General features: G+C 45.0%; 24 protein-coding genes. 5 read left to right on the forward strand and 19 right to left on the reverse strand.

Annotated features, from left to right (window positions below; translation table 11 throughout):
* Window positions 1–35: 35 nt before the first annotated feature.
* Window positions 36–1676 carry a response regulator transcription factor gene (locus AC58QG_RS33585; RefSeq protein WP_497366370.1) on the reverse strand — a complete coding sequence of 547 codons (1641 nt, stop codon included), beginning with the start codon at window positions 1674–1676 and terminating at the stop codon, window positions 36–38.
* Complete coding sequence (locus tag AC58QG_RS33590; RefSeq protein ID WP_497366371.1) at window positions 1651–3429, reverse strand: sensor histidine kinase; 1779 nt, start codon at window positions 3427–3429, stop codon at window positions 1651–1653. The genes AC58QG_RS33585 and AC58QG_RS33590 overlap by 26 nt, the downstream gene beginning before the upstream one ends.
* A 135-nt stretch (window positions 3430–3564) precedes the next feature.
* Here AC58QG_RS33590 and AC58QG_RS33595 point away from each other — a divergent pair, with 135 nt between their 5' ends.
* The 3 genes from AC58QG_RS33595 (at window position 3565) to AC58QG_RS33605 (ending at window position 5852) form a co-directional block, all read left to right on the forward strand.
* Window positions 3565–4488, forward strand: coding sequence for an ABC transporter permease (locus tag AC58QG_RS33595; protein ID WP_497366372.1), 924 nt, complete (start codon window positions 3565–3567; stop codon window positions 4486–4488).
* Between the two features lie 31 nt (window positions 4489–4519).
* Entirely contained in the window at window positions 4520–5395 is an 876-nt protein-coding gene (locus AC58QG_RS33600) for a carbohydrate ABC transporter permease (protein ID WP_497366373.1), read from the forward strand.
* A 133-nt stretch (window positions 5396–5528) separates the two neighbouring features.
* Window positions 5529–5852, forward strand: coding sequence for an L-rhamnose mutarotase (locus AC58QG_RS33605; RefSeq protein ID WP_497366374.1), 324 nt, complete (start codon window positions 5529–5531; stop codon window positions 5850–5852).
* Between the two features lie 204 nt (window positions 5853–6056).
* On the opposite strand, the gene AC58QG_RS33610 is transcribed toward AC58QG_RS33605, so the two are convergent.
* Genes AC58QG_RS33610 through AC58QG_RS33625 form a run of 4 tightly spaced genes read right to left on the reverse strand, consistent with a single transcriptional unit; the run spans window position 6057 to window position 13574 of the window.
* The gene (locus AC58QG_RS33610; RefSeq protein WP_497366375.1) at window positions 6057–8012 is read right to left on the reverse strand and encodes a DNA/RNA helicase domain-containing protein; all 1956 of its coding nucleotides are present in this window, start codon (window positions 8010–8012) and stop codon (window positions 6057–6059) included.
* Window positions 8013–8031: 19 nt separating this feature from the next.
* Window positions 8032–8361 carry a nucleotide pyrophosphohydrolase gene (locus AC58QG_RS33615; RefSeq protein ID WP_497366376.1) on the reverse strand — a complete coding sequence of 110 codons (330 nt, stop codon included), beginning with the start codon at window positions 8359–8361 and terminating at the stop codon, window positions 8032–8034.
* Window positions 8362–8377: 16 nt separating this feature from the next.
* Entirely contained in the window at window positions 8378–10783 is a 2406-nt protein-coding gene (locus tag AC58QG_RS33620) for a DUF2357 domain-containing protein (RefSeq protein ID WP_497366377.1), read from the reverse strand.
* Entirely contained in the window at window positions 10755–13574 is a 2820-nt protein-coding gene (locus AC58QG_RS33625; RefSeq protein ID WP_497366378.1) for an MrcB family domain-containing protein, read from the reverse strand. Before AC58QG_RS33625 ends, AC58QG_RS33620 begins: the two co-directional genes overlap by 29 nt.
* Window positions 13575–13804: 230 nt before the next feature.
* Here AC58QG_RS33625 and AC58QG_RS33630 point away from each other — a divergent pair, with 230 nt between their 5' ends.
* Complete coding sequence (locus tag AC58QG_RS33630; protein ID WP_497366379.1) at window positions 13805–14368, forward strand: hypothetical protein; 564 nt, start codon at window positions 13805–13807, stop codon at window positions 14366–14368.
* Window positions 14369–14558: 190 nt separating this feature from the next.
* Here the strand turns inward: AC58QG_RS33630 and AC58QG_RS33635 are convergent, their stop codons facing one another.
* The 6 genes from AC58QG_RS33635 to AC58QG_RS33660 all read right to left on the reverse strand — a co-directional run bounded on the left by AC58QG_RS33635 (window position 14559) and on the right by AC58QG_RS33660 (window position 20133).
* Window positions 14559–15080 carry a hypothetical protein gene (locus AC58QG_RS33635; protein WP_497366380.1) on the reverse strand — a complete coding sequence of 174 codons (522 nt, stop codon included), beginning with the start codon at window positions 15078–15080 and terminating at the stop codon, window positions 14559–14561.
* Complete coding sequence (locus AC58QG_RS33640; protein ID WP_497366381.1) at window positions 15077–15895, reverse strand: ParA family protein; 819 nt, start codon at window positions 15893–15895, stop codon at window positions 15077–15079. The genes AC58QG_RS33635 and AC58QG_RS33640 overlap by 4 nt, the downstream gene beginning before the upstream one ends.
* Window positions 15896–16240: 345 nt before the next feature.
* Window positions 16241–17671: a 23S rRNA (uracil(1939)-C(5))-methyltransferase RlmD gene (gene rlmD / locus AC58QG_RS33645; protein ID WP_497366382.1), complete on the reverse strand. Its 1431-nt coding sequence runs from the start codon at window positions 17669–17671 to the stop codon at window positions 16241–16243.
* Between the two features lie 278 nt (window positions 17672–17949).
* A complete protein-coding gene (locus AC58QG_RS33650) occupies window positions 17950–18918 on the reverse strand; it encodes a diacylglycerol kinase (protein ID WP_497366383.1) in 969 nt (322 codons plus the stop codon).
* Between the two features lie 23 nt (window positions 18919–18941).
* A complete protein-coding gene (locus tag AC58QG_RS33655; RefSeq protein ID WP_497366384.1) occupies window positions 18942–19703 on the reverse strand; it encodes a sirohydrochlorin chelatase in 762 nt (253 codons plus the stop codon).
* A gap of 139 nt (window positions 19704–19842) precedes the next feature.
* A complete protein-coding gene (locus AC58QG_RS33660; protein WP_029198698.1) occupies window positions 19843–20133 on the reverse strand; it encodes a YerC/YecD family TrpR-related protein in 291 nt (96 codons plus the stop codon).
* 281 nt (window positions 20134–20414) lie between these two features.
* On the opposite strand from AC58QG_RS33660, the gene AC58QG_RS33665 reads away from it, so the two are divergent.
* On the forward strand, window positions 20415–21047 hold the full coding sequence (locus AC58QG_RS33665) for an aminotransferase (protein WP_497366385.1): 633 nt from the start codon (window positions 20415–20417) through the stop codon (window positions 21045–21047).
* Between the two features lie 72 nt (window positions 21048–21119).
* On the opposite strand, the gene AC58QG_RS33670 is transcribed toward AC58QG_RS33665, so the two are convergent.
* From AC58QG_RS33670 to AC58QG_RS33700, 7 genes are all read right to left on the reverse strand, one after another.
* Complete coding sequence (locus tag AC58QG_RS33670; RefSeq protein WP_497366386.1) at window positions 21120–21263, reverse strand: S-layer homology domain-containing protein; 144 nt, start codon at window positions 21261–21263, stop codon at window positions 21120–21122.
* Window positions 21264–21318: 55 nt separating this feature from the next.
* Window positions 21319–22395: a DUF3048 domain-containing protein gene (locus tag AC58QG_RS33675; RefSeq protein WP_497366387.1), complete on the reverse strand. Its 1077-nt coding sequence runs from the start codon at window positions 22393–22395 to the stop codon at window positions 21319–21321.
* Window positions 22396–22859: 464 nt separating this feature from the next.
* Window positions 22860–23249, reverse strand: coding sequence for a rhodanese-like domain-containing protein (locus AC58QG_RS33680; RefSeq protein ID WP_497366388.1), 390 nt, complete (start codon window positions 23247–23249; stop codon window positions 22860–22862).
* A gap of 26 nt (window positions 23250–23275) precedes the next feature.
* Window positions 23276–23536, reverse strand: coding sequence for a metal-sensitive transcriptional regulator (locus AC58QG_RS33685; protein ID WP_173119021.1), 261 nt, complete (start codon window positions 23534–23536; stop codon window positions 23276–23278).
* A gap of 211 nt (window positions 23537–23747) precedes the next feature.
* Entirely contained in the window at window positions 23748–24236 is a 489-nt protein-coding gene (locus AC58QG_RS33690; RefSeq protein ID WP_497366389.1) for a DsrE/DsrF/DrsH-like family protein, read from the reverse strand.
* A 5-nt stretch (window positions 24237–24241) separates the two neighbouring features.
* On the reverse strand, window positions 24242–24466 hold the full coding sequence (locus AC58QG_RS33695) for a sulfurtransferase TusA family protein (protein ID WP_497366390.1): 225 nt from the start codon (window positions 24464–24466) through the stop codon (window positions 24242–24244).
* 15 nt (window positions 24467–24481) lie between these two features.
* Window positions 24482–24784, reverse strand: coding sequence for a rhodanese-like domain-containing protein (locus tag AC58QG_RS33700; RefSeq protein ID WP_497366434.1), 303 nt, complete (start codon window positions 24782–24784; stop codon window positions 24482–24484).
* Window positions 24785–24792: the final 8 nt, after the last annotated feature.

Below are 24792 nucleotides of genomic sequence, written 5' to 3' on the forward strand. Positions count from 1 at the left end.
GAATAGAAGAATAATTTAACCTAATAACACTCTGTTTACGATTTGACCCTGTATTCTTGAGGGGTGACACCGAAATAATGCTTGAACACCTTGATAAAATAAGGCGTATATTGATATCCTAATTTTTCTGTGATTTCATAGATTTTCAGTTCGGTTTCCGTCAGTAGACTGGCGGCCTCCTCCATCCTGTACCGGTACAAATAGTCGCTCAAGCTCTCTCCAGTTGCCGCTTTATAGATACGTGACAAATAAGCAGGATGCAGATCGACATGCTCCGCGATTGCCTGAAGCGATACGTCATGTGACAAATGTTCCACAATATAGCGCTGCACCTGTCCGACGAGCGATGAACGCGAATGACTGTCCTCCTGTTCCATCTTGGAGCGGATCTGCCCGAGTATGCCAAAGGACCAGGAACGAAGTTGTTCGGTGGAACCGAATTGCTGGAGCAGCCTGCTTGTTTCCTTCTGCAACACATCTTCATAGGAAATCGCATTCTTGTGAAGCGCATAACTGAAAGCGGAGGCGCAAGAAAGAAACACATCCAGCATCGATTCCGCCGTATCCAACTTCTCCTCGCCCAGCTGATTGAAAATAGCAGCCAACTTTTTCTCTGCTTCCTCCCATTTGCCGCTCTCCAGCAGATGATGCAGCAACGGTGGCTCATGGATCCCTTTGATGACCTGGATCTCCTCAAGCTTGTGGTCTGTTTCCGACAGAGCGAACATCAACTCCTGCTCCTGCCCGATTTTTTTACGAAAGCCAGTTAAGCTGCGATCATACAAAGAAGACAGCTCATCCGGAAATAACCCGAACGGGCTAATAATGACGGAGATGCTACCCTTCAGAAATTCTTTGACTTTTTTTTGACACTCCAATGCCAGCTTCTCCAACAGTTTCATGATCGAATTGTCACCTGGGCCGTTATTCAGCACCTCTGCTATTTTATCCCGGTTCGGACGGACCAAAATTACCATGTATTCATGCGTATCTTTACCATGCCATAGCTGAAAATAAGGATCGAATATTTCATCTGCGATATTCATAATGGAATATTCCACCAACGAGAGACTGTGCGGGTCTAACTTAGCGAACTCCCTCTCGGTGCGGATGAGCAGCAGCGCTGCTTGATCGCTCAGCCATGCCTGAGAGAGATTCATCATCTCCAGCTTTTTGCCCAGAATGTCATTCGCAAAATTGCGGCCCTGCAGAAGCTCGTTTAACAAAAATCCCCGCAACAGCGGTAAATGTTCATTCAGCGTATGAACCGCTTTTTGAATCGTGACGTCACGCATCTGGTTTTGTTCCTTACGGGTAATCACGCTACGAATTGCGCGCAGCAGGTCTTCATTCGAGACCGGCTTCAGAATGTAGTCAGCTGCCTGAATTTGAATCGCATGCCTGGCATATTCAAAATCGGAGTGCCCAGTCAAAAATATGATGTCTTTGTGCTTCCAGCGCTTGTGAATCGTCTCCGACAATTCAATTCCTGACATTTCCGGCATTCGGATATCGGTCACAATGATATCGATAGGATACCGGTTCAACAGTTCGAGCGCCTCGTAGCCGGAATACGCTTTATGAACGATCTCAATATCGAGATCTTCCAACGGTAATATTGCTGCGAGACTGTCCACTACGGAAATCTCGTCATCCACGAACATGAGTTGATGCATGCAAATAAGCCTCCTTTATTCTGTTCCACTCCATACGAACACCTAATCCGCCCAAGGACGATTGAAAAAATTGCAACTTTGCTTCCGCTCCGAATTCATATACGAGCCGCTGCTGAATATTCCAAATGCCGCAGCCAATTTCCTCTGTAAGTGGCTGTGAAACGGTTTCCTGAAGACGGTCTATTTCGTATTGGGACAATCCTTTTCCGTTATCTTCTACGATGATTCGGCAGTTTGGCCCCGAGATTTTGCCGTGAACTTTCACGTGTCCTTCACCTCTAATATTTTCGATGCCGTGCACAATGGCATTCTCGATTAAGGGTTGAATCATTAAGCGGGGGATCTCCAGATCAAGCAAGTCGTCCCCTATATCCCACTCCACCTTCAGACGCGGCATACGAAGACGTTGAATGTTCAAATAATGGCGGACAAACGCGACTTCATCTCCCACAGTCGCCAACCTCTTCTCCGTTCTTGTCACATATCGGTAAAACTCGCCCAAATTAACGGCCATCTGCTCCACCGCTTCTTCGTTCCCGATATTCGACATATTTTTGATAAAAAACAAGCAGTTATAAAGAAAATGCGGGTTGATTTGCGCTTGCAGTTGTTTTAAAGACGCTTCTCTGGAACGTAGCTTTTCTTGATATACATCTTCAATCAGAATTTGGATTTCGCTTGCCATTTCATTGAAACGCTCGAAAAGGAACTGGAATTCCGTAGGACCCCGAAGCGTGATCCGTGCCGAATAATCGCCCCTTTTAAGCCTTTGTACTCCTCTTACAAGCCAAGTGACGGGGGTTTGCACATGGCGGAAAAACATATAAGAAGCGACCGTTCCCATCAATAAAAGCATGCCTACCGAAAGATAGAACACGTTACGACTTGTCGAAATGGACGAGAATGCAGCGGAAAGGGGCGTATAATCAACCAAATACCACGAGATCCTTGAGGACTCCTTAGCATTGATTTGATATGGTTTTCCGTTGATGTTAATTTCCTCCATGACGTTTACTCCGTCTTTCTTGGCCAGACGTTCGGAAAACTTTTCGATGACCGCCTTCACCGCTTCTGGTTCAGCAGTCGCGTTCAGAATTTTTTCTCCAGTTTTCGGATTGAACAAAAACGGATCTCCCTGTGTATTTCCGGCTTTAAACTGACTCAGCATATCAATAAGATTACTGTCCGGCACTTGAATTTCGATCACATAGTTCGCCTTTTCCGGCTCCGAGGAAGCCGAAAGTGGTCCAACCAGCTGATACACAAAGCCTTTGACTCCCCTTCCAATGAGAGGAAGCGATTGATAGGACCAATTGCGGCTTATGCCTTTTGAAAGGGAGCTCCCCTCGTAAGATGCTGACGACAAGGTAGATAACGCCTTTTTCGTCGCTGGAACGTACATCGTAATTTCATTTTTCCACTTTCCGGAAACGCTGAGCATCTGGATTTTTTCCGTAACCGCCGTTTCCGTCTTCAACTTGTCGAACATATTGAAGCCGAGATTACTTGCTTCCAATTCTCGCAGGCTTGGATCCTGCGAGATAATTCCAGTAATAAACATCATGCTGTCAAAGCTACTCTCGATTTGATTCAGCGAGTAGGCCAGCCTGCTTGCAGCCGACTGCTGAATCTCGTTCTTGGTGTTTGACTCGGTCAAGTTGTTGAAATACATATAGATATACACGACCGGAAGCAGCAGCAGTACGAGCAAGATTAGCATTTTGGCAAATATGGACAGCCCATTCGGACGCATGTGCACCGCACCTTTCCTAGAGGTTAAGATATTATCATGAAGTAAAGGATTTCTTCTTCCTTGCCCTCCTTCTACAGGTTACGATTTCATTACACAACTGCAATCATCATTCCGTTTCTCGAGGAGAGGTAAACCATGAAAAAGCATCTTGCTGCATCCCATGCATCTTCAAGCAAAAAATCACCGCTTGTCTTTCATCTCATGCTCGTCCCTGCCGTCATACTGATCCTCTTGTTTGCCTATTTGCCTATGCTTGGTCTGGTGATGGCCTTTCAGGATTATAAACCATGGCTTGGCTTTACTCAATCGCAATGGGTGGGTCTCAAACATTTCCGCTACATTTTCGAACGCGAGGATGGCGTGCAGGTCATTATGAACACCTTCATCATTTCTGGCATGAAGATTATCGCCCAGATTGCCTTTCCGCTTTTTTTCGCACTGCTTCTGAATGAAGTTCGCAGGATGGCTTTCAAGCGTTTCGTGCAAACCCTTGTTTATTTGCCCCATTTCCTTTCCTGGGTCATTTTCGGGGGGATTTTGATCGATATTTTGTCGGTTAACGGTCTGGTCAATCAATTTCTTGTGAATGTGTTTCACATGAAGCCGCTCCATTTTTTCAGCGATGGCAATACATACAGACTGATGGTTGTCGTAACCGACGTCTGGAAAGAATTCGGCTTCGGTACGATCGTGTATTTGGCTGCACTCGCCGGAGTGAATCCGGACCTATATGAATCTGCCGAGATTGACGGCGCCACGAGGCTGAAGCAAACCTTGCATATCACCATGCCCACCATTATGCCTGTCGTGATTGTGCTGCTTACTTTATCTCTCGGCAACATCCTGAATGCCAACTTCGACCAGATATTTAATACGTATAGTCCTCTCGTTTATGACAAAGGGGATATTATCGACACCTTCGTGTACCGGGTCGCTCTCATTAGCGGCGAGTTCAGTTTTGGAGCTGCTATCGGTATGTTTAAGTCGGTGGTCGGCTTTGTGCTCATCGTCATCTGTTACAGGCTGGCTTACAAGCTGGCGAATTACCGCATTTTTTGATCCCAGTAAATCTTATTAGGAGGAAACAACCATGTACTATAAATCCCCTATGTTCCGATTTTACTACGGAATAATCGTCGTTTTTCTGGCACTTCTTTCCATACTGTGCGTATTACCTCTGATTCACGTGCTGGCGGTTTCCTTTAGCGGGCAAGCACCTGCCTCCGGTAATCTGGTTACGTTCTGGCCGAAGGATTTTACGTTTGATGCTTATCGGGAAACGATCGGCAACGATAGCTTTCTTCGCAGCTTTAAAAATTCCGTCGTACGCGCGGTAGTCGGCGTCTCACTCTGTATGCTCATCACAATAGTGTCCGCCTATCCGCTTTCCAAAGATAAGCAAGTTTTTCGCGAAAAGAACATCTACATGTGGCTCCTGGTCGTGACCATGCTTTTCCACGGAGGTCTGGTGCCCACCTATATCGTCATGCAAAAGCTGCATTTGCTCAATTCCGTCTGGGCGCTAATTCTTCCATCGGCCGTAAGCGTTTGGAACATCCTGCTCCTGGTCAATTTCTATCGAGGAATTCCTAAAGAAGTGGAAGAGGCAGCACTTATTGACGGTGCCGGTCGATTGCGCACGCTAACCTCCGTGATCGTGCCCATGTCAATGCCCGCGATCGCGACGTTGTCCTTATTTACGCTTGTATATCATTGGAATTCCTGGTTTGACGGCATGATTTATATGAAGGATCAGAAATGGCCGCTCGCTACTCTGCTTCAGATGATCATCGTGCAAGTCGATTTCTCGAAGCTGGTTACGAATATGCAGGATCTATCCGATATTTCGGACCGAACGGTCAAATCCTCACAAATTTTAATAGGTGCGTTCCCAGTACTAATCGTCTATCCCTTCTTGCAAAAATATTTCGTAAAAGGGGCCATGATCGGCGCCGTCAAAGAGTAGCAACTTCATCATGAGCAATAAACAAGTCTCCTGTCCGACACGAGTTCGGCTCAGAAACTAATAATGCGCGCTCAAGCACAATGATTTCATCACTTTTTGTGCCTTGAGCGTAACGAAAGGAATGGATATAAATATGAAACGTTACGGAAGCGTCATTCAGGTAAGGTCCGACAAGCTGGAGGAGTATAAGAAGCTGCACCTTGAGGTTTGGCCGGATGTGCTGCGGATGATTAAACAGTGCAATATTCAAAATTACTCCATTTACTACAAAGACGGGTTTTTGTTTAGTTACTTCGAATATACGGGCGACGATTACGAGAAGGACGCGGCTGCCATGGCCGCCGATTCGACGACACAGCGCTGGTGGGACGTATGCAAGCCTTGTCAGCAGCCGCTTGATACGCGCAAAGATGGAGAATGGTGGTCGGATATGGAGGAAGTCTTTCATCTCGATTGAGAAAATAGGATCAATTTTGTTGAGCACCCAAAGACATTACGTCTCCCAAATGGTTAATGAAGAAATAAGGTATCAACAAGAGAAAATAATATACAATTTGTTCTATTTGAATAATATTTGGTAATAGAAAAGTCCCTGCTCTGTTAGCAGGGACTTTTACTTATTTATGTTGCTTTCAGTACAATCTTATATGCCGTCTGTCCTTTAACTATCCTTTGACTTATACCCCGTAGCTTCTTCAGCAGCAAGCAATAGACCACCCGTATAAGGCATGTATACAAACTCTTGTTTCTTCTTCATCCTCTGTGTTAAATATGCTTTCAGCTCTGGATCAACGCAGTAAATGTAGCATCCCTTTTGCCCTCTAGTCATTAAAGTACGATATGTATTTTTAATAATCTGATCAGCTATTCCTATTGCACGATCCCTATCTTCCTTGTACATCTTCTTAAAACCTGTAAGTGACTTATCCGTCTTTGCACGCTTAAACGGATCTGTTATTAATACGCCATTCGCATAACGTAAGTCTTCACCGATAATGACACCAACATAATTAAATTCTAGCCCTTGTGAAGTATGAATACAGCCAGCTTGTTCCACCGATTCTGGATCAATTGCCCATGTTGTCGTATTATCCAAGTTCCAACTTATATTAAAATTATGCTCTTCAATAGCTATATCATGAATGTCACTATTACTTTTCCCATTTGATTTCCAATCCCAACAGTAACCTGCAACAATTCTTGCTTTATTATCAATTTGATTCTTCTCAATTATTTGTCTTCTAAGTTCGTTAGGGTCATTGAATATTTGAAAGTCATACTCAAAATCAAACCCATCAAAATTCGCTGTTTCACGAATGCCTAATACATCATCTAACCAAGCTAAATAACCATCCGAGCCATTGCAACGGAATTGCGATTCTAACTCCATCTCAATTACTTCTGCATCATACTCGGTGGCAAATCTTTTTATTTGTTCCTTATTGCCAATATCGTGCATTGAAATCTTTTGATATTCATCAATAAAAAAGACGGAAAACTTAGAAGCATGAATGATTTCTTTCATTTGATTTTCGCCTTTATTCTTGAATAGACCTGACTTTTCATTAAGCCTGTGGGCTTCATCGACAATTAATACATCAAGTTCATTATGCAATGACTCATAATACACGCCGGATCCCTTAAACATATTATTAATATATGATTTCTTATGATTTCCTTGAAGTTTTTTGGTGTACACTTCTCTAGGGGCGCTGTTCTTAGTCACATATTGGCACAAGAGATCTCGAGATGTGAGCTCAACTAAAAGGTTAATTCCAAGAACTGATTTGCCAGTTCCCGGCCCTCCCTCAACGATAAGCACTTGCTTTTTATTGCTAGATTGAGCTTCTATAGCCATTTGAATAGCTGTTTCATAGACGACTTTTTGCTCGTCAATCATCGTAAACTCGTCATTGCCATCTAACATTCCTACTAAGGCGTCTTGAAGTGATTTCGATGGCTTAATTTTCCCGTGTTCAATAAGATACAATAGTTTCTTTCTGTCAGTCTTTTTAATATAAAGAGAAATAAAGCTCCTTAGTTTTAAGGCATCTCCTTTAGTAAATACGGGTGCTTCTGTAACATATTTTTCATACTGCTCATTTGTTAGTGGATCATTGATTGGTTTTACATAATTATGCAAATAAGCACAGGGGTAAATAGAGATATGTTCGTTTCTTACCGACTCATTATATTCTGTGATTAACTTGGCATAGGACCAGGCCTGATAAGATGGATGTGTCGTCTCCCTCAAACGACGACCAAGATACGTCTGCACAATGCCATCCTTCTTATCAACAACACCTAAGTCCTGCCATTGTTTTAACTCAATAATGACGACTGAACTCTGATTATCTGCATCTAATCCAGTGAGTATGAAGTCTATTCTCCTAGAGTTAGCAGGCACCTTATATTCGATTGCAATTGTAATATCATCTGGAATTTCGGACGTATTAAGAACTTTATACATATAATTCATTGAATTATTCCAAGAGTTAATTTCACTAGCAGAAGTTCTGCCTATTTTTTCTACTAATACATCATGAATCCTTACCGCGATACTATCCTCAGTCACATGATTCATAAATTCTTCCTTGGTTGCCTCATAAATAATCATAGAATAATGCCCTCTATTCTCATCCCTCAGTATATTTTTTAGATGTACCTTTAAATTTCTCAATGGGATACTTCTCAGCATTTTTCTTTAATTTATGTACTATCGCATGTTCTACATCAATCTTTAAATCATGAGCTATCATAAGGGCATAGATTAGCACATCAGCCAACTCATCTTGAATTTGCTCTTTATTTCTATTTACTGCTTCACTGCTTTCTTTCCATTGGAAATTCTCAAGTAGTTCACTCGCTTCCAAGGTTAGCGAAATAGCTAAATCTTTGGCGTTATGGAATTGCTTCCAATCCCTCTCATCGCGAAATTCAATGATTTTACTTATAATAGCATCCATATCGTTATCCTCCATCCTACTCCACTTCAATTCCCACAACCGAACTCCCTAGATCCACAAGCTCCCGATCCAGCGTCACACGAACCTTACCAACACGCCGTTTCTCTCGCCAATCGCGAAGCTCCTCTTCCGTTTCTAAACGAAGCTCCGAAACTTCCTTAGCCCTATTAAAGATATAATCCGTTGTATACAGAATTCGATAAATCCCATGCCCCGCGGGCACAATAGCTGTCTCTCTTTGGAGCCACTTTTCCACTTCAAATACAACATAAAGCTCGTCCGTCGCACCTCGACTTGAGGGAATTGCCGTTATGGCAGAGCGTGGAACAACCTTCCAATCCTTTACTCTTCCATACCAGGAAATACCTGCTTCCTCCGTGCCAAACAAACGAATCGACTGGTACAACGCCACGTACTCAATACGAGTCAATACCTTATGATCCGTAATATTACGCAATGGCGTATGATAAAATCCATGCTCCAAAGCAGCCTCCAGCTGAGGCTTTTTACTCAATGCACCAACCAAGACATTCTTATCAGACATCTTATCCTTGTAATACTCCTTCGTACCTCTCGGCCTAGTCGTCCGTTCATATGCCTTCTCTGGACTATCCATGATAATCTCGTCCAAGAACTTCTCCATCAAACTCGTTGAATTCGGCAAAAAGGGAAAAGCCCCAATGTTGATAAGCTCCACACTTTTATAAAACTTATGCTGCTTAAATCGCTCCTCATCATGATAGGGAAACAACACATAAGCCCCAAACATGCTCCGCTCGTACTCTCGGCCTTGCCCCTCCGAATACACAATCGCATCTCTATAACGATGCATCGTGTTAATATCATCTTCTTCCGGTCCCGGCATCCGGTATCTCTCAAAATACGGCGTCCCCTCATAGGCAGGATTAATCCGGTACTTCGCATCGAAAATGTATTTATACTCTGCCGCGGCATCGTTCTTCTTCAAAGTCAGGACATTATCTGGCCGCTGAGAAAGAGTTGGACTCTTATCTCCCTTAGGCAGCGCATTATAAAAAAGCGTGAAAATCTCGCCATTCACAGGATTCCTATACACCATCTTAGCCTGCTGCGACTTATCTAGCGTGACGAATAAACCACTACGATTGAGTTTGATAATATCTTGTTTCAGTAGTTCATATTTTCTGCTTAAAAGATGATGAATCTTCAAGAAACACCAATATTCATAGAGTTGAGCCAAATCTTTCATCGATAGACGGAAGAGATCATTCTGAATCGATAAACCTTTTAATAGCATTAAATAATAACGATACACTTCTCGATACCCTGATGCCATTTGTAAGACTAAGGATATCGACAACTGACGCATCTCACCTACATTTAGAAAATCATGCTGCAACAGTCGTTGTATATGACTCAGCATCAGATTCAATTTCTTCGTAAGTTCAGGATCTTCCACACGGCTTTTCTGAGCCAAACGTGTTTTAATATCCTTCAGCTTTTGCCCAATTCGTAAAAGCACCCATTTTACAAAACGATTCTCAGCCGTATTATAGTTTACGTGACGCCTACTCTCTAGCAAATGAGTTGGTGTATACCACTCTCCACTAACCGAAATAACACCGTTCACCGAATCCTTAACTAATAGTTGAGGGCGCTTTGCTAGGTAGCCAATGTTTTCTTTGCCAGCTCTTTTTACGCGTGCAGCATCCACCAGTCGATTCTCGCTCTGAAGCTTGGAATGAGGTGAGAGCTTAATACGTTCAACAGCCTGAACTAGCTGCGTAAATATATGCTGGAGGATCGTAAAATACTCCGTCAAACTCTGGTGATTCGTCTCTTTCAAACCGGTCATGTTAAATGTTTTGCGCAAAAAATCGAAAGATAAATTATAAATCTGTGCATTCACGTCGTTAAGAATCATTTGATAGTCGTTCTTATAATCAATTTTTGCAGGAAAAATCTCCAGCTGGAGACGAAAAACAGCCTCACCATTCAACCGAAGTTCAAGTTCGGACTGACCGACCTCATTTTGAAAATTAAGAATCCCTGACAAAATCATCTTCCCTAGCGGCTTAACAGCCTGCCTCAAATGAACATTCTCATGGTAAAAAGATAACGCAATATCAGCCTTCTTTTCGATCACCAGCTCATAGGCCTGCGTCTCATAAAAAGTTGGTGAACATGCATCGCCCGAGTTCCAGCTCCCTAAAGCGCCATGCTCATGGGAGAAAACAGCAATCGTTTCAATGTGCAGTGTATCTTTCAGTGAAGCAGCATGAAAATGTGCATCCACCCACTCCTGATCCACATTACGATGGAGATTCAAAGTCTCAACAGTCGGATGGAACGGCTTCCCCTGAATATAGAGATTAAACAGATTGGTCTCAATCCGTAGCAATTCCCTACTTTGATTAAGAGATCCAGTATGAGGTAAATCCATCTTCTTCTAACCTCCGTAGCATGAAGGCAATTTTCCTTGCGCTGTGTGGATATTTGGACGCTGCCGATGTCTCCATCGAAAGATAAAGCTTCGAGGCATCTTCCATGTACTCCGAAATAGGTAGACTACGATCCTGAGCCACTTGCATCAATTGCAGTAATGCTTCTTTCACCGATGCGCTACTACCCTGGATACGAGGTAAAATCTTCTGTAGCAACTGCATATCGAACGCCGCTTCCATACTTAGCAATCCAAATCGTTCGTTATAGATCATATAGAAACATACCGCATCCCGAATACGAAACCCTACATGTGAATGAATCTGTTCTAAGATACCATTGATTTTCACCAATAACTCCGTCGTATTTTCCGTTAGCTGCTTATAGTCCCTATACACATCTACAAGCTGTAAATACTCACTCCGTAATAATGAATTAGAAGGCATGGGGAGATCCGTCAGCACTGAAAGCTCCTCTAACGAAGGATATTGACCCAGCTCAATGTAATTGAACTCGATTGTGTTGGCACGGTCTAATACCTTTTTGCTAAAGGGGTGCGTGGTCTCATCCATATTTACCGTTCCTACAATGTACACATTGTCTGGCAAATAGAGGTTGCCGTACATCTGTTTATCTGACTCATTTTGCAAGGAGTCTCTATGTATAAGCGGCGTTGTTACAATCCTTTGGTTATGCCACTCCTGTGTCTCAAGCACGCTCAATAGATCACTAAAATAATGCTCAACCCTAGCCAAATTCATCTCATCCAAACAGATAAAATATGGCTTATGTTGGTTACCTGGCTTTGAAGCCTCAACCAGTATCTCCGTTAACTTCCCAGGGCGAAAAGTCCCCGATAAATCCTTGTACCCCAACAGATCCGAAGGATCGCTCCAATCTGGTCTAACAGGGACTAGTGAGAATTGGCCGTTACTCGCAGTTGCACCTACAGCCTCAGCGAATAGCTTGACTAGCTTCGTTTTCCCTGTGCCTGACACCCCTGCTAGGATGACAAATGGCTTTGCTTTCAGAGATAGAAAGAAGTTCTCTATCCAATGGTCAGGATACCTGAAGCCTTTGTTAGCAATGGAATTCTTGATTATGGCAACTCGCTCAATTACCGTTAGTGAATCCACCAGAGGTGTCTCCTCCCACTCCATGTACGTGTACTGCTGGCTTGATTTAGAAACAAACTTCAATATCTCTAACCAGTTAAGCATGAAAATTGAGCGTTGCTTCTGGGTAACATCTCCCCAAGTCTCAAGTGTACCAAGAGCTTCGTTAAACTGCGGTGAAAATTGGTCTAAGGTGAAGGACTCAAGTTCCTTGCAAATTTGGATGGCTCTATTGATGCTTTTAATAAGTGGGGTTTGGAGGTCAGAGATGTTTAGACTACCTCGAATTAGTTTTACTTGAGCCTCAGTAAGTATCCATTTATTTTCGTTAAAATGGTTTGCGTATTCCTGACCTAGATCAGTTAATGAGAATTGGTTCTCATTAATTGTGATTAAACCTAGATCTCGCAAAGCTCGTCCCAGATGCTTGATTCTCTCTTTGGGGTGCTTCACATCATCTCCTGAGAGAAGTACTATTGATTGATTTGCTACTAATTCGTCCAAAGGAATAGCAGATGGTCCGTGATCTTTAAGGTATTTTAAAATGCCTTGCCCTGCATACAAATGGCTGATCGTGTAGTTAAAGCTAATTGTGGATTCAGGTTCCTCAGTTGGATTCACGACCTTACGAACGTATTCGTTATAATTGATCACCGCATTGTTTAAGTCAGCAATTAGCTGCTCATCATCTGGTAATTGTTCCAATTCATAACGATAGTAAGCTATTGTAGACACTTGATAGTCTTGCCCTATGCCCGCTGACGTTAGATGAATGGCATTGTCTTTGGTCATGCCTTCCAAGGGGAGCATGTTCCTAATTTCATTTACTTTTCGTTTGAAATATTGATAAGCCGCAGGCTTACCTTTCTCATCAATTGGGATCGTTACTCCTTGATTAAAAGTAAGATAGACTGACCTCATATCGTCCGCGAAAAGGTACACGAGATACTCACCTTGGCGAGTAGTCTCTGTAATACGTTTATCCATGATCGATATCCATGGAATCGTTGCCCAATTGCCTTGTCCAACAGATCCTTGAATCTTTAGTTCAGAGTGAATAAATGGGAGCTTCCTTAGCGCTGAGGGGATTTCTTGGCGTACAAGATTGCCAAGTCTGTGTCCTGCAAAGGTTTCTCTCTTTGCGGTTAAATAGGTGGAAAGAATATCAGAAAGGGCTTCTTTTAGGGAGAAACTATCATTATTTTGCTGATTATAGTAGTTCGCTAATTCAGACTGGGCGTACTCATAGAGTTCACTTTGTACTTCATTTGACCATGATTCGAATAACTCTTCCTTAAAGCCAATTGAATCTTCTCTTTGGTCAAGAATAGCGGACAGTGTTGCAATTGGGGTAGAAATAACAGACTGAACATTGTTTACAGTCATACTATTCCAGCTAGTTCCGGCCTTCTCAGGCGGAGGGTCGACAACAAGACCTTTCGACTCTCTTTCTTGGAGTAGCGAGAGGAACCGTTGTTTTAAATTTGATAGGGACACAAATCTCGATCCGCTTGCTTGTATCTCGGTTAAGAGTGCTAGGATGAGCACCATTTTGTAGGATTTTTGTTTGTTAGAGAATATATTTTGAAGTTCTACTGGTAGAGACAAAATCATCACCTGTTTCGTAAAAGAGTATCTAGAGAAGTTGGCTATCATGTAGATATTTGTCTTATCCATTCGACAGAAAGAAGGTATCCCCTCCTTTTTGTAGTGGAACTAAACCTGTTTGATTCGCTCTCAGTCTAAGCCAACTTAAGCAACAGCCAATAGATCGTAAAATACATATTACATTTTTAAAGGATTCCCGCCAAAGCTGAAGAATAAAAGCTATTACACATAGAGTAGCGTTAAGAGAATTTTTTAAAAACACTTGTTCTCCTTAATAGTAAAGTTAACTTTGAAGGGATATGAAAATTATTATAAAGAAGTTAAGTAGTGTTCTATTGGCACTCGTGATTATTTTATCTTTATCTGCATGTAGTACTGATAGTACGAATACAGCCAATCTGACCTCATCACAAACACCGACAATTCCAATTGTCTCACCGTCTCCAACAGCAACTGCAACTCCGACATCATCTCCAACACTAACACCAACACCTGCAACTGTTAAATCAACAGCCAGTCCATCTCCTGTTACAACTCAAAAACCAATACAGACACAAACTGCTGAAAAACTAACTAAAGAAGTAAAAGCAACTATAAAAATAATTAGTGTGTCCTCTCCAGCACCGCGAAACTCGACTGCAACTTTAAAGGCAAAGGTAGCACCAGGAGCAACAGCTAGTATTGTCGTTCATTACAAAAGTGGCCCAAGTACAGCTGCTGGATTGGAACCGAAGAAGGCTGATTCTAATGGGAATGTAAGTTGGTCTTGGCATGTTGGTGGAAATACAACTTTAGGGAATTGGAGAATCACTGTTTCATCTGATGGTTCTAGTGAAGAAACTACTTTCGAGGTGGTCCATTAATAAACAAAATCCCCACATGCTAATACGCAGATGGGGATTTTGTTTTTATTAATACGTTAAAATAAACCGTTAACATTAAACCCTACCCTTCTTAACTCTAACCATACAACGCACTACACATGCACCGTAGGCGGGAAAATCTAGGGACAAGTGATAGTTGGACCGAAAAAGTCGCACGTCTCGTTTAACACTAGTACCGTTTTTCTTTTCTTGAACTTACAATTGCATTGGCCATATTTAAGAAGCTAGATACATCATCACCTGAATTCATTTTATCTTTTAGCAGTTCCAGTTCGTTAATCATTTCATCCCTTGGTCTTGCGGATATGTAATTCATATACTTATTAACGAGTTCGGCCTTTGTATTTTTTGATGCGGTCAATATGACCTTAATTGAAACAAAGCTTTGTAACTCTTTTACGGTTCTGAACACTTCTTTGGATATAAGCAGTTTATTTATTTCAAAAAGTAGTACCTGAAGCTCAGGATCCTTATTATAGCTCTCCGCACCATTTGAACCCGCTTCCTTTTTAGTAGTAATTGATTCAATTCCAGAAATACCATCTAACTCTTGTACTAATTTGACGACATTGGCCAGAAAGGGCTCCGAACCCTTCATTAACACGTCAGTAACCTGCTCGAATTCCTTGCCGCTATACCGCACCTTTAACTTCAACAAATCAAGTAACAGCTCTTTGGACTGATTCGTCATTCAATACCCACACTCCGTAAAAACTCATCTCCTACTGCATAAAATTCTTCCATAATATGACCTCGTGATCTAGCATCCTTGAACATCGGCTTTCCCTCACGAATACCGTTAACATACGATTTGGATTCTCTAACTTCATTGTCGAATACATGCCAGTTGTTTTCTTTAGCAAATGCTAAAACCTCTTTCTTGGAAATACGGTTTTCAGGTATGTCTCCTGCCTCTACATTATTGAAAATAATTCCGGAAACGGAAATTTTGTATTCTCCTTCGTTATCCTCATTGAAATCCTCAATACTTCCCTTAAGCAGCGGCAGTCCGATGATTGCTAATTTTTCAGGCTTTACAGGAATAATTAACGAATCGCTAGCCAGATAGCTGGCCACTGATAAAATGGAGTCAGTCGGCGGACAATCAATCAGAATCAGGTCGTAATTACTTTGAACCTTCGTTAAAAATCGGCGCAGCTTATGCTCCTTTGACGTTGGATTTTTCAAAGTTTTTGATAACTCAGCTCTCGCCGGAATTAGATGTAGTAGACTACCATCCGTCCATTCGTCAACAGAATGAATAATATTAGTTGTAACCTTGCTGCTGTTTTCAAAAATGTCTACAATAGATTGCCTAGGACTTTCTAAAAAATCCCGATACCCGTCGCCCCCCATAAAAATTTGCGTTAGATTCGACTGGGGATCAAGATCGACGACTAATACTTTATACATTTTTTTAAAAGCTGCATACCAAGCTAGGTTGTAGGTTAGGGTGGTCTTACCGACTCCGCCTTTCATGTTAAGCATAGAGACAACTTTTGGCACTCTACCCGCTCCTTCTACCTATTATTGAATTAGATTCTAAGTTATGTTCATTCATGTATGTTCAATAATACGTGCGGGGTTTGCCACATATGCGTCATCGTTCTGCTTTATTCAAATATGAAAAAACAGCCCACATGGTTTGGGCTGTTTCACAATTCTTCTATACTTATCTTTTTAAATTTTTACTTCCAAATTATACAATGGTCTCCAATAGCCTCTCGTGAATGGATCTCTAGTTTTTGCTTAGATCTACGCACGTAACTGTTTCACTTTCTAAAGAAAGGTAGAACGAATTATCATTATCATCCACGTCCCGATGAATGTTGTCCCTTGATACGTTGTAGGTTAGCAATTCTTTTCAAGCAGCGCGACCGACTCCACATGCACCGTATGCGGGAACATATCCACCGGCGTCACCTCCGCGACGCCGTACCCGCCATCGACCAGCACGCGCAGGTCGCGCGCGAGTGTCGATGCGGAGCACGACACGTACACCACGCGCCGCGGCTGCAGCTCGAGGATGGTCGCCAGTAGCGCTGGGTCGCAGCCCTTGCGCGGCGGGTCGACCACGATCACGTCAGGCCGAACGCCCTGACGTGTCCACTCCGGCAGGACGACCTCGGCGGGTCCTGCCTCGAAGTGCACGTTCGTCATGCCGTTTAACTCGGCATTCTTACGTGCATCCGAGATCGCCTCTTCGACGATCTCGACGCCGTACACCTGTCCCGCGCGCTGCGCCAGGAACAGGGAGATCGTGCCGATGCCGCAATAGGCATCGACAACCGTTTCGCCGCCTGTCAAAGCGGCGTACTCAAGTGCCTTTCCGTACAAGACTTCCGTCTGGACGGGGTTCACTTGAAAGAAGGATCGCGCGGAAATTGCAAATTTCACTTCGCCGATATAGTCATAGATGACTTCGCTGCCCCACAGGACGCGAGTCTCATCCCCAAAAATAACATTAGTCTGTCTCACATTAATGTTATGGCAAATGCTCTTCACCGCAGGCAAAGCCTCGCGAATGCCAGCAATCCATTCATCCGCACGCGGAATCTCCGAACCATTGGTGACCAAAACAACCATAACCTCGCCCGTACGGAAGCCAACTTTAACGACGACATGGCGCAGCAGCCCAGTCCCAGTCTCTTCACTATAAGCGCGAATCCCTAAGCGCGAGCCAATCTCCTTTACTCGCGCAACGACTTCGTCGTTAGCCTCGTGCTGGATCAGACAAGCCTCCATATCAATGATGCGATGACTGCCCTGCGCATAGAATCCGCCGATGAGGCCGCCCCGCTCTTCCCCAAAAGGAACCTGCGCCTTGTTCCTATATCTCCAAGGGTCGGTCATCCCCAACGTGGAATGAACTACAATACCTTCTGAGAGAGATGGAGAAGAAGAGGAAAGTGAAGGATTGTTTGTCGGTTCCCCCACCACTTGCAACTTCCCAATCCGCACCAAATTATCCACAACCTGCTGCCGCTTCACGCGCAGCTGCGCCTCATAGCTCAAATGCTGCAACTGACAGCCGCCACACTCGTCATAAATCCCACAGTCGGGTGCCACGCGATCCGGACTCACCGCCAGCAGCTCCACCAAACCAGCATACCCATACTGTTTCTTCAAATGGTTCACCCGTACAAGTGCACGCTCACCCGGCAGCGCCCCCGCGACAAAAAGGGTAAAGCCGTTCACACGGCCCACCCCTTCGCCATCGTGGCTGATCCCGATGATCTCAGCCTCGTATTGCTGCCCGATTTGCACAGGCAAGCCTGCCATCCAAGCTGGCACTTCTTTTTTCCCTCTATTGTTACTCGATTGCGAGTTCCCTGTTCTTCCAGCGGACCCCGACCTGCCACTACCTCTATGTTTACCTGGCGCTGAGCCAGATGTACCTTTTGTTTTCATAATTCCCTCACTTAATTCTACCTAAAATTAATCATTATTTCGCACTCATGTTTGAAGTAGCTTGGAAGTGTTCTTCGCACTCATGTTTGAAATAGCTCGGAAGTGTTCTTCGCTCTCATGTTTGAAGTGGTTGAGTACTAACCCATACCCTACTCATGCTCCTCATGCCCATGCCTATGAAACGGCGTGGTCAATGCCTCAAGAAATTTCTTCTTATAAATAGACTGCCCAGACTCATCCACAATCACCTGTAAATGGCTCTGCAAATTCGTCATCACGCAAGGCAATGTCCCGCCGAACTCTCCATCGAGGTTCAACTGAACATAGTCCGGGGAATTGATTTCGATATGATTGGTCTGAAAATAGATCAGATTCGGATCACTCAAGTGCTCGCCGCGCAGCGCCAGTGATACGATACGGATGAATTCGGCCAGATTGCATTTCTTCAAAATAATAACATCGAACATGCCATCATTAATGTTAGCTTCCGGAGCTAATTTCTCGAAGCCACCTACGGAGTTAGTGTTGCCCACGAGGAAGAGCATGACTTCTTCATGCATCTCGCGATCGCCTGCTTTGATATAGAGCTCGATCGGCTTCAGCCTAGGCAGCTTCTCGAGTCCCTTCATATAATAGGCCAACTGGCCGATCATAGTTTTGAGCTTGCTCGGGACTTCATACGTCAGCTCGGTCATCGAACCGCCGCCGGCGATATTGATGAAGTAACGGTTGTTGATTTTGCCTACATCGATAGAGGTTGAATACTGCTGAATGATGAGGTCACAGGCATACTCCAAGTTCTTCGGGATACCCAGCGCACGCGCAAAATCATTCGTCGTCCCGAGCGGCAAAATGCCCAGCGGCGGTCTGCCCTCTCTCTCGGCCATACCGTTGACGACTTCGCAAATCGTTCCATCGCCACCCGCCGCGATAATTAAATCGAACCCGCGACTCACGGCCTCGGCTGCTGCGAGTGTAGCATCTCCTTCACCGATGGTCGCGTGAGCGGAAGTCTCGAACCCGCCGCGCTCCAAGCGCTGGAGAATTTCGGGCAATCTCTTTTTCATTTCTTCCCGGCCTGAAGTCGGATTATAGATCAATCGTGCTCGTTTGATCACTCTATGTTCATCCCCTGTTCACTTTATGGGAATACGGAGGCAATCTGCCCCTCAATCCATTTGGAAATTTGCGGACTAGGCAAGAGCGCCCGTCCATGATATTGATAGTCGAACCCATCCAATCGGGAAGGAATCACTTTATGTGTAAAATACCCTTCACTCAGAAAAAGCGGTGCAACAATCACTTTATACGTCGGCTTCTCACGTGCCCACCAAGCCATCTTCTCCGCTAGTTGATCCGGCAAAAGCATGGCAATATCCGCCTCGGCGAAGCCGCCTAGCGTTCTGACCCGCTCCACGAGCTGCGTAAGTCCTTGGCGCCACTTCTGATGAAAGCCCTCTTCCTTACTCCCATGCCCCACCAATAGCAGAATCTCTTCCTGCGGCGACTCGGAAAGCTCTTTGATTTTGCCATAAAGAATAGCTGCAATATCGGGGTGATCATCAATCGGTGACGTGAAGTGAATTCGCGCGCGAATATCCAATAGCTCCATGTCGGTTTCGAGCACTGGCTCTGCAATAACCCCTAACGCGTAGCTGATCTCATCGATATGTGTACTCCCAGAAGACACGAACAGCGGAACGACAATGATATCGGTCACGCCCTGCTCCTGCAAGCTGTAGATCCCATCTTGTATCAATTTACCCTCGACAAGCTCCAAATATGACGCATAAATGGGCATGGCATCCGGCATCCGAACCGCTTTCACGGCATCTTCCACCAGCTGAACCCAACCCTCATCACGGGATCCATGGCTAATGACCAGCACACCATACTTCCTCATTCCAACTTCCCCCACCCGTACGAACTAAGCCTATCTTCCTATGCTAACGAATGTGTTCCTCTATGTCAATTTGATGCCCGCTTAAACATAGAAAAACCCCGCATTACACGAGGTAATACAGGATTTTGCATGTAACTATTTAACGACCTAAACGATCCAATGTTAGTACATAACCATCGTTGCCGTAATTCAGGCACCTTTTGACCCGCGAAATGGTTGCTGTAGAAGCTCCTGTTTCCGCTTCGATCTGGTTATATGTACATCCCTTGCGCAGCATACGAGCTACTTCAAGGCGTTGCGAAAGCGACTGAATTTCGTTCACGGTACACAAGTCATCAAAAAAGACGTAACACTCTTCAATATCCTTCAATGTTAGTACAGCTTCGAAAAGCTGGTCTATGGCTTTATCATTTAATTTTTTTAATTGCATCTGCTGTCAACTCCCGGTCAAAAAGCATGTTGGCTCAATGGTTCTCTAAGCTCCTGTGTATCATTCGACGCGACGTGTATAATTCCTTCCTTTAGGATTGCGATTCGTTAAAATTTCTATGCGTTAATGAGGTAAACAATGACAAAACCATGGCAAACGCCCGTACTAAATGAGCATTCGCACAACAAATCCCCCAGACCCGTGACATTCGTCCATACCAAAGGTAGGCAAGTGACATATCCTGTAGGAGACAAATCTGATAAAAAGGATCGTGAATCCTAGTGACCAACCCAAGACAACAAATTATTGGTAATGGCGGAAATCGTCCTGAAGTGGAAACAAGAAGCTTAACCCTTCCAGGTGAAGGCTTTGGTCAATACCCCGGCTTAGGCGGTGGAAACCCCTTCGGTGGCGGCGGCTTTGAAGGCGGTGGCGGTCTCTTCGGCGGCCCTCCTGCTGGCGGCAATGCAGGTGGCGGCTTTTTTGGCGGCGGCGGTGGCGGCAATGCAGGCGGTGGTTTATTTGGCGGTGGCGGAGGCAATGCCGGTGGTGGTGGCGGCGGTGGTAACTTCCTAAGCAATCTCCTTGGCGGCGGTGGTGGTGGTGCTGCTGGAGGTTCTTCGAACCCGCTCAGCAGCTTAAATATGAAACAAATCTCCGGCTTCGTCGAGCGGATGGGTGGAATTGACGGCATCATCGGCACGATGGGCAAGGTTCAGAAGTTCATGTCTACCTTTCAGCAAATGGCACCGATGGTGAAAACCCTCTTTAGTTCCATAGGCAAGGGAAAGGTCGCCTCTGGAGACGTAGAGGAAATCTTCCGTCCGAAACGCAAACGCCGTAAGAAATCCGGCACAGGAAAAAGACGCAAAGGCCGCTCCACATCCGGTACGGCTAAGCGCAAGCGCAGATAATTCTCACCTGGGCTTACTCATTCGTAAAAGGGCTCCCCGTCTTCACAGACGGAGGAGCCCTTTCACATTATGCTATTTCTTCAATGATCTTAAGATGATCGCTGAAGCTTCTGCACGTGTTGATATCCCTTGCGGTTTCAACGTGCCGTCTTGGTAACCATTCAATAACTCCTTCGACGTCAAGACAGCGACTGCCCTCCTATGACTAGTAATCATAGGATCTGAATGCTTGCCTGCGATTAAGGGAATGTAAATGAATTGTTAAACATGACTACTCCACCTTCAACTTCGTCCCTTCCGGCACGATCTGCACCCACGTGTTGCCGGGCAGCAGCGGCACTTCTTTGCCATCGCTGGCGTAAGCGCGGAGCATGCCATTCTTGCGTTCCCAGGTGATCGCTTGGGACACGCCTTCTTGGAAGATCATGCCCTTGTTCGGCCCGAATACGTCCACAATTCGGCGCCCCTCTTTGTCGATGATCTGATGCTTACTCTCTAGGATAAGCAAATTCTTTGTCTGCAGCTGCTTGCCGGTTTCCTTGTCGAGATGCGGCTTGCCTTCCATGCTGCGCATGTAGACACCTGCAGCAGCATCGTAGTCATACGAAGCGAAATACCCCATGAGGTAGGGGATCTGAATGTAATGAACGGCTGCGCCCGTAAGTTTACTTTGTCCTGCCTTGGCAAACGTGAGCAAAGGCCCGTTCCACTCCGTGCGGAACTTGCGCGCCTCAGCACCTTTTTTCATTTTATCCACAGAGGTATATAGGTTGTGCGGTGCCTTCCGGTCGGTGGAGCGCCAATAGTAGGCGCCGTCGCCATACACTTCATCAAGATGGGCCAGATTGCGGCCCGCCATCATATCCATGGCATCTTGACTCCAGCCGGCATGTACAATAATCGCATCCAGCGCGTCGCCAATTTCCACAAAATAAGGACGAATACTGCGCACGGGGCCAATCGCTCCTGCAGCATGGCTTTGGAACACGGAGACGAATCTAGTAATCTCGCCCTCGGCTAGGATCTCATAGACGATATCGGCCTGATCGAGGCCGGTTTGGGGCCGCGCTTGTGGGGCATTTTCGACCATGACCATATAGGGACGTGTCTTCACCTCGTGATCGGTAGGCAAACCGGTTAACGGGAACTTGAAGGGGAGCTGCGCTTCCACCGTTGGCGTGGCTGCAGGTTGCGCAGCAGGGGTTGTTGTGGCCGAAGCCGTCACAGGGACGGTTTCCGGGGTTCCCGTTGATATGACAGAAGTTGCATCACTACAACCTGCAAGGGTCAAGACAGAGCATCCAAGTATGAGCCATGTGCGAAGGGTTCTTTTATGGATTAACGGCAATGTTTTCAAGGGGGCTGCACCTCTTTTTCTCGTGGACTATTGAACTATGACATGTATATGCTAGAGATGATGAAGATAGAAGCCAGCGACGAATTCGATAGCAGCATAGGGCGTCTCTCCTGAGTGGCCAATAGGAAGCTGTCACACGGGGCAAAGATGCAAAAGAGCATCCTTTTTCAGGGGAAACGGCTTATCATAGCTAAATTAGTGCAAAAGAGCATCCTTTTGGACCGAATAGGTGCCTACATGAGGAGTATAGGCAGAAATTGTTGCACTTTTGCACGCATTTCAGATCGAGCCGTCCATTCGATAAAAAAGGTTGCACATTTGCACATTTGCACTTTCGCACTTTTGCACTTTTGCACTTTTGCTTTTTCGCATGCATTACAGCTGCCTTTCGCACAAAAAGAGCGCCCCCCCGCCATATACATGGCTTTTGGGACACCCTCCTTTTTCACAACCGCCTATTGTGTCTGCTTCCCTCTCCAGCTCAACATACCGCCTTTCAGATGGGTAAGCTCGCTAAAACCATTTCTCCGCAGCATTCTGGCTGCTTGCTTACTTCTCATGCCACTACGGCAATACAAATAAATCTGACGATCCTTCGGGATTTCACTCAATCTTTTCCCCATCGAGGACAATGGGATATTCACCGCTCCCGGAATGTAGCCTTGCTTCAATTCACCTGGCTCACGCACATCAATGAGAAGATGCTTGTCCCGGTCCGCTTCCATAGCCTCTTGAAATTGATCGGACGAAAGATTGCGCAGCCCCTTAACGCCTCCAAAACGGGAGTAGAAAAACCAAACGATAAAACCGAGTGCGACGATATTAAAAATCATATTGCTATCCATAAGCTGCCTCTTTCCTGAGCATGTCTTTATCTGCTTTTAACTAACAACTCTACAGCTTGCTTCACGATCTTACTTGTGTCTCTGCCCGCTTCTTGCTCCTCTTTAATACAGTTCTCCAAGTTGACAGCCACAATGGTAGCGATCGCTTTATCGGCAGCGCTGCGGACAGCAGAAATTTGGCTCACGACATCTTTACAATCCTGCTCTTCCTCCATCATCCGTAAAATACCACGAATCTGGCCTTCCATGCGCTTAAGTCTTTTTTTCACATCATCATCGTATTGCATAGACAGCCTTCCCTTCCCTATACCTGTATAGGTATATTATTGCCCATGTTTCCGCCTAAAACAATATGAAATCCTGTCTCCGCATTTTGCACGCCTGTGAGAAAACCTCTATCGTGGCCATTCAAAGAAGAGCGACCGCGTTTAGAGGTAGGTTTTATCGCCAAATAGAAAGACGTTCTCGGGTACCGAAAACTTATACTTTCTATTGTGGTTAAATAAATAAGTTCACCTTCGCGTCCGTCGCATCGCCCAAATAAGCCGCAACTCCTGCATGTTCAACCCCATCCAGCAGCTCCTCCTCTTGCAACCCAAGCAAGTCCATGGTCATCGTACAAGCGACTAAACGGATGCCTTGCTCCTGAGCTAGCTCAATCAATTGAGGAAGCGAAAGCGCATTATGCTTTTTCATCACATGCTTGATCATTTGTGGACCCATGCCGCCGAAGTTCATTTTGGACAACCCCAGCTTATCTGCACCTCGCGGCATCATTTTACCGAACATTCGCTCGATAAAGCCTTTCTTTACGGCTATTTTCTGATCTTTTCGCAGTGTATTGAGCCCCCAGAAGGTGAAGAAAATCGTAACCTCGTGATCATAGGCCGCCGCTCCATTCGCAATGATAAAAGCAGCAATCGCTTTGTCGAGTTCTCCGCTAAAGAGCACAATTGTTGTTTTTTCCTTCGTGTCCCTATCCGTCATTCTGCTCATCCTTTCCTCACGATAAACGTAAATACACCCTGATCTTCCCTAGCTTCCAACAGCTCATGTTTGGTTTTGCCGACCCACGCCTGAAAATCCTTCATCGACCCTTTATCCGTCGTCAACAGCTCCATGATTTGTCCTGCTTCCAGCGTATCCATCCCTTTTTTCGCTTTAACAATCGGCATCGGACATGCCAAACCTTTTGCATCCACAATTAAATTAACCATCTTAATTACCTCCATTTAGTTTTTAGTTTCGATATCAAACGTCCATTGCGACATGCCAGGTGTTACGTTCTTTATGTGCTCAAACCCATGCTCCGCTAACTTATGGCAAGCCATATCGCTGCGACTTCCTGTTCGGCAAACGAGGTAATACGCTTGATCCGGTTGGAGCTGCGACAGCCTCTTCTCTAGGTCGCCAAGTGGCATCGAAATCGCCCCAGGTATATGGCCACTAGCAAATTCAGCCGGCTCGCGCACATCAAGGATATGAAGCTTTTCCCCAGCAGCGAGCATGGCTGCAATCTCATCATTGGTAATGATTTGAGGGA

Source organism: Paenibacillus sp. J22P169, from assembly GCF_059691995.1.

Bases quoted from the DNA above. Each gene is read 5' to 3' on its own strand.
- AC58QG_RS33585 (WP_497366370.1), bottom strand. From the start codon at position 1,676: ATGCATCAACTCATGTTCGTGGATGACGAGATTTCCGTAGTGGACAGT.
- AC58QG_RS33590 (WP_497366371.1), bottom strand. From the start codon at position 3,429: ATGCGTCCGAATGGGCTGTCCATATTTGCCAAAATGCTAATCTTGCTC.
- AC58QG_RS33595 (WP_497366372.1), top strand. From the start codon at position 3,565: ATGAAAAAGCATCTTGCTGCATCCCATGCATCTTCAAGCAAAAAATCA.
- AC58QG_RS33600 (WP_497366373.1), top strand. From the start codon at position 4,520: ATGTACTATAAATCCCCTATGTTCCGATTTTACTACGGAATAATCGTC.
- AC58QG_RS33605 (WP_497366374.1), top strand. From the start codon at position 5,529: ATGAAACGTTACGGAAGCGTCATTCAGGTAAGGTCCGACAAGCTGGAG.
- AC58QG_RS33610 (WP_497366375.1), bottom strand. From the start codon at position 8,012: ATGATTATTTATGAGGCAACCAAGGAAGAATTTATGAATCATGTGACT.
- AC58QG_RS33615 (WP_497366376.1), bottom strand. From the start codon at position 8,361: ATGGATGCTATTATAAGTAAAATCATTGAATTTCGCGATGAGAGGGAT.
- AC58QG_RS33620 (WP_497366377.1), bottom strand. From the start codon at position 10,783: ATGGATTTACCTCATACTGGATCTCTTAATCAAAGTAGGGAATTGCTA.
- AC58QG_RS33625 (WP_497366378.1), bottom strand. From the start codon at position 13,574: ATGGATAAGACAAATATCTACATGATAGCCAACTTCTCTAGATACTCT.
- AC58QG_RS33630 (WP_497366379.1), top strand. From the start codon at position 13,805: ATGAAAATTATTATAAAGAAGTTAAGTAGTGTTCTATTGGCACTCGTG.
- AC58QG_RS33635 (WP_497366380.1), bottom strand. From the start codon at position 15,080: ATGACGAATCAGTCCAAAGAGCTGTTACTTGATTTGTTGAAGTTAAAG.
- rlmD (WP_497366382.1), bottom strand. From the start codon at position 17,671: ATGGCAGGCTTGCCTGTGCAAATCGGGCAGCAATACGAGGCTGAGATC.
- AC58QG_RS33655 (WP_497366384.1), bottom strand. From the start codon at position 19,703: ATGAGGAAGTATGGTGTGCTGGTCATTAGCCATGGATCCCGTGATGAG.
- AC58QG_RS33660 (WP_029198698.1), bottom strand. From the start codon at position 20,133: ATGCAATTAAAAAAATTAAATGATAAAGCCATAGACCAGCTTTTCGAA.
- AC58QG_RS33670 (WP_497366386.1), bottom strand. From the start codon at position 21,263: ATGATTACTAGTCATAGGAGGGCAGTCGCTGTCTTGACGTCGAAGGAG.
- AC58QG_RS33680 (WP_497366388.1), bottom strand. From the start codon at position 23,249: ATGGATAGCAATATGATTTTTAATATCGTCGCACTCGGTTTTATCGTT.
- AC58QG_RS33685 (WP_173119021.1), bottom strand. From the start codon at position 23,536: ATGCAATACGATGATGATGTGAAAAAAAGACTTAAGCGCATGGAAGGC.
- AC58QG_RS33690 (WP_497366389.1), bottom strand. From the start codon at position 24,236: ATGACGGATAGGGACACGAAGGAAAAAACAACAATTGTGCTCTTTAGC.
- AC58QG_RS33695 (WP_497366390.1), bottom strand. From the start codon at position 24,466: ATGGTTAATTTAATTGTGGATGCAAAAGGTTTGGCATGTCCGATGCCG.